At 41.8% G+C, this 4,443-nt stretch carries 3 protein-coding genes; 1 reads left to right on the forward strand and 2 read right to left on the reverse strand.

The genetic code is table 11. The features are described from left to right. Positions 1–301 precede the first annotated feature (301 nt). Both fdx and hscA read right to left on the reverse strand, forming a co-directional pair. Positions 302–640, reverse strand: coding sequence for an ISC system 2Fe-2S type ferredoxin (gene fdx, locus ABXH34_RS18025; protein WP_353573274.1), 339 nt, complete (start codon positions 638–640; stop codon positions 302–304). Between the two features lie 6 nt (positions 641–646). Next, complete coding sequence (gene hscA / locus ABXH34_RS18030) at positions 647–2,512, reverse strand: Fe-S protein assembly chaperone HscA (RefSeq protein ID WP_353573275.1); 1,866 nt, start codon at positions 2,510–2,512, stop codon at positions 647–649. Between the two features lie 236 nt (positions 2,513–2,748). Here hscA and ABXH34_RS18035 point away from each other — a divergent pair. Continuing rightward, positions 2,749–4,443 (forward strand): tetratricopeptide repeat protein (locus ABXH34_RS18035; protein ID WP_353573276.1); only part of this gene is annotated, 1,695 nt, incomplete at its 3' end.

Genomic DNA, 4,443 nt, shown 5'->3' on the forward strand with positions numbered 1-4,443 from the left:
TGTATTCCATCTCTCATATTATAAGCCATTCTTGAGTTTAGGGAGATAAATCTGTTCGCCTGAAAGGCGAAGGTTTTAACCTTATACATGGAAATAAAACGACTATATAGCCAACATTGAATCAGATTTGAACAAAACAGAGACAAGAGTAAGAGCATAAAATAAATGACAGAAAAGATAAAGAGTTACAAAGCAATGAGCGGATTTAAGATGGGATTGGTAAAAATTTGAAAGTGGTCATAATTAAAGGTGTGCTAATGGCTATCCATCCTAATAATCAAAGATGGACAGCCTAAAAAAACTAATGGTTTTCGCTGACAATATTCAAAGTATATTTAGGAATTTCAACAACTAAATCTTCATCTGCCACAATCGCCTGACAACTTAAACGGGATTCCGCATCCAAACCCCACGCCTTATCCAGCATGTCTTCTTCTAATTCTGTTGCTTCTTCCAAAGAATCAAAGCCATCACGAATAATCACATGACAAGTGGTACAACTGCACGATTTCTCGCACGCATGTTCCAACTCAATCCCATTCAATAACGCAGCATCTAAAATAGTAATACCCGAATCCACGTCTAATTCTGCACCGTCGGGACAAACGGATTCATGGGCTAAAAAGGTAATCTTTGGCATCGGGGGTTATTCTCCTGAAAATTCTTCAACTTTATGACCTTGCATCGCTTTTTGGATACTGCTATCCATGCGTCGTGCGGCAAAATCTTGGGTCACTTGGTCTACATTGGTCATGGTTTGTTTAATTAATTTTATATCCGAACCGTGTCGGGATTGTTGTAGCTGTTGTAAAGCGTGTTGAATCGTACTCAATTCTTGCTCAGATAACAACTCACTGTCTGCTTGTAATGCGGCTTCTAAAGCGAGTACAACCCGTTCTGCTTCCACTTGTTGTTCACGCAAATTACGCACATCAACATCATCTTCAGCATGAGTCATCGAGTCTTTGAGCATGGTTTCGATTTCACCATCAGTGAGACCATACGACGGTTTAACCGTGATTTCACTGCGTGTGCCTGTGGTTTCCTCTTGTGCCGAAACACTTAATAAACCATCAGCATCAACTTGAAAACTGACCCGAATTCGCGCTGCACCTGCCACCATTGGCGGAATGCCACGTAATTCAAATCGCGCCAAAGAACGACAATCAGACACTAATTCACGTTCGCCTTGTAACACATGCACGGCCATTGCGGTTTGACCATCTTTGAAGGTGGTGAAATCTTGCGCCCGAGCAACGGGAATCGTGGTATTGCGAGGAATCACTTTTTCAACCAAGCCGCCCATGGTTTCTAAACCCAGCGATAATGGAATCACATCTAACAATAACATGTCATCGCCTGATTTATTGCCGACTAAAATATCTGCTTGAATTGCTGCACCAAGCGCAACCACTTTGTCAGGGTCAATATCGGTATGAGGTGTACATTTAAAGAAATCACCGACTTTCTCACGTACTCTAGGCATCCGTGTTGAACCACCCACCATTACCACTTCACTAATCTCTTCTGTTGTCACGCCCGCATCACGTAACGCACGACGACAAGGGGCTAAGGTTTTTTGGATTAAATTGTCTGCTAATTCGTGTAATTGATTTTTATCTAAGCTGCCTTTCCAGCCTAGCACTTCAATATTAATATGCTGTTGTTCGGTCAATGCTTCTTTGGCTGCACGCGCCATGTCGAGTAATTCACGGATTTTTCCTTGGTCTACGTCTTCAGCAATATCCGCTTGTTGCATTATCCATTGGGCAATTAAACGGTCAATATCATCACCGCCCAACGCTGAATCACCCGCTGTCGCCATCACTTCAAATACGCCACGCTGCAAACGTAAAATCGAAATATCGAACGTGCCACCACCTAAATCATAAATGGCAAAAATGCCTTCGGCTTGTTGGTCTAGTCCGTATGCTACAGCGGCGGCTGTCGGTTCATTGAGTAAACGCAATACATTTAAGCCTGCCAATTGTGCTGCGTCTTTGGTGGCTTGGCGTTGTGCATCATCGAAGTAGGCGGGAACGGTAATCACTACGCCTGTTAGTTCATCACCTAAACTGTCTTGGGCGCGTTGTTTTAAATTTTTCAGGATTTCCGCTGATACTTGTACGGGACTGACATCACCCGCCGCAGTCCGAATCATCGGCATTCCGTGTTCATCATTAGTGATAAATTCATAAGGCAGGCTTGAACCCGTGGTTTTGACATCTTTCACGCCGCGTCCCATTAATCGCTTTACTGATGCAATGGTATTAAACGGGTCAGTCACCGCATGTCGTTTGGCTTCGTGTCCAACGATAGGGGTTTGTTGTTGTGAATAACGTACCACTGAGGGGAGAATGTGCCGTTGTTGTAGGTCGGGAAGCGTTTCTGCAATCCCGCTTTTGACCGTGGCAACCAGTGAGTTTGTTGTGCCTAAGTCAATACCCGCCGCAAAACGGTGTTGATGTGGGGCGGTTGATTGTCCGGGTTCAGCAATTTGCAGCAAAGCCATGAAGCATCCTTAATTTATCTCAGAAGTGGTGGCTTATATTATAGGGTTTGCAGGGTAAAAACCAATTGAAAGATTGCTACAACGATGTTTCTAAATCCATTAGGAAATAGGGTGATTTTATTGGGGTTTGCGTTTTTTAGGTTGTTGTCGTCGCGGTTTGGAAAGTTAAAAATCGCTTGCAAGATTTGAGGTTTTGGTATGTCATTATTGTATGCGCGGTTTGATGAGGTTGTGTGATGGAAAGTGGACAGGCTGTAAAAGTTGAAGGTGATGTTGATAAGTCAAACATTATTGCGGGTGGTTCGGGTAATCAGCAGCATATTTCAAATCATTATTACAATACTATGTATGGCATTATTGCGGCGGTGATTGGGGTTGTTGCAGGTGCATTTTTGCTGAGTGATGGCGGTGATGTTACTCAGCAAGGTGATAATAGTATTATTGTGTCGCATACGGGTATGGGTGATATGAATATTGTTAAGCAATATGGTGTTTCTGAGAAAGCGTTTGCTCAATATGCAGCGGATTTGGGTGTGACTGATAATGCGGTCAAGAATTTCTTTAGGATTTTAGAGAAAAACCAAGTACCTCGATATAATTTAGATGCGAAGTTACGGGAAATTGCCAAAAATTATAAAAATTTGTTAGACAATGCCAATATGCTTGATGTATCAGATGATCCAGAAGTACAGCAATATTTACAGCAAGCACGGCAGTTTATTGAGGGTAAAGATGTTAAGGTTGATTTTGATAGAGCAGATGAATTGTTACAAAAAGCGTTTAAGCATGAATTGGATGGGATTGAAAAACTGAGGAAAATGGAGGAGAAAATCAAGAAGGTAAAAAGAGATAAGACCATATCTGCTGCAATAATTTTAGGAAAGCGTGCAGATATTGCAGAAATCCAATTGAAATACCTTCAAGCTGCGGAATATTATCTACAAGCAGCCAATTTCTTACCAGAAAGTTATGATAAAGCTAGATATTTAAATAAAGCAGGACTCAATTTTTATGATGCTAATAAGTATGACCAAGCTTTACCTTTGTATCAACAAGCTTTAGCAATTCGTGAACAAATATTAGGTACGCAACATCCTGTTTATGCTAATAGCCTCAATAATCTTGCTTTACTATACCATGACCAAGGTCAGTATGAGCAAGCTTTACCTTTGTTCCAACAAGCATTAGCGATTCGTGAACAAGTGTTAGGCAAGCAACATCCTGATTATGCTCTGAGCCTCAATAATCTCGCAGGTTTATATCAATCCCAAGGTCAGTATGAGCAAGCCTTACCTTTGTACCAACAAGCTTTAGCGATTCGTGAACAAGTGTTAGGCAAGCAACATCCATCTTATGCCACTAGCCTCAATAATCTCGCAGAATTGTATCGTGCCCAAGGTCAGTATGAGCAAGCCTTACCTTTGTACCAACAAGCTTTAGCGATTCGTGAACAAGTGTTAGGCAAGCAACATCCATTTTATGCCGCTAGCCTCAATAATCTTGCAGGTTTATATCAATCTCAAGGCCAGTATGAGCAAGCCTTACCTTTGCACCAACAAGCTTTAGCGATTCGTGAACAAGTGTTAGGCAAGCAACATCCTGATTATGCCACTAGCCTCAATAATCTCGCAGGACTGTATCATGCCCAAGGCCAGTATCAGCAAGCCTTACCTTTGTACCAACAAGCTTTAGAAATAATTGAACAAGTGTTAGGCAAGCAACATCCTGATTATGCCACTAGCCTCAATAATCTCGCAAGTTTATATGATGCCCAAGGCCAGTATCAGCAAGCCTTACCTTTGTTCCAACAAGCTTTAGAAATAATTGAACAAGTGTTAGGCAAGCAACATCCTGATTATGCCCTAAGCCTCAATAATCTCGCAGGTTTATATGAATCTCAAGGTCAGTATGAGCAAGCCTTACCTTTGTTC

It is taken from the genome of Candidatus Albibeggiatoa sp. nov. BB20 (assembly GCA_016744725.1).
In the GTDB taxonomy this organism is placed as follows: Bacteria; Pseudomonadota; Gammaproteobacteria; order Beggiatoales; family Beggiatoaceae; genus Albibeggiatoa.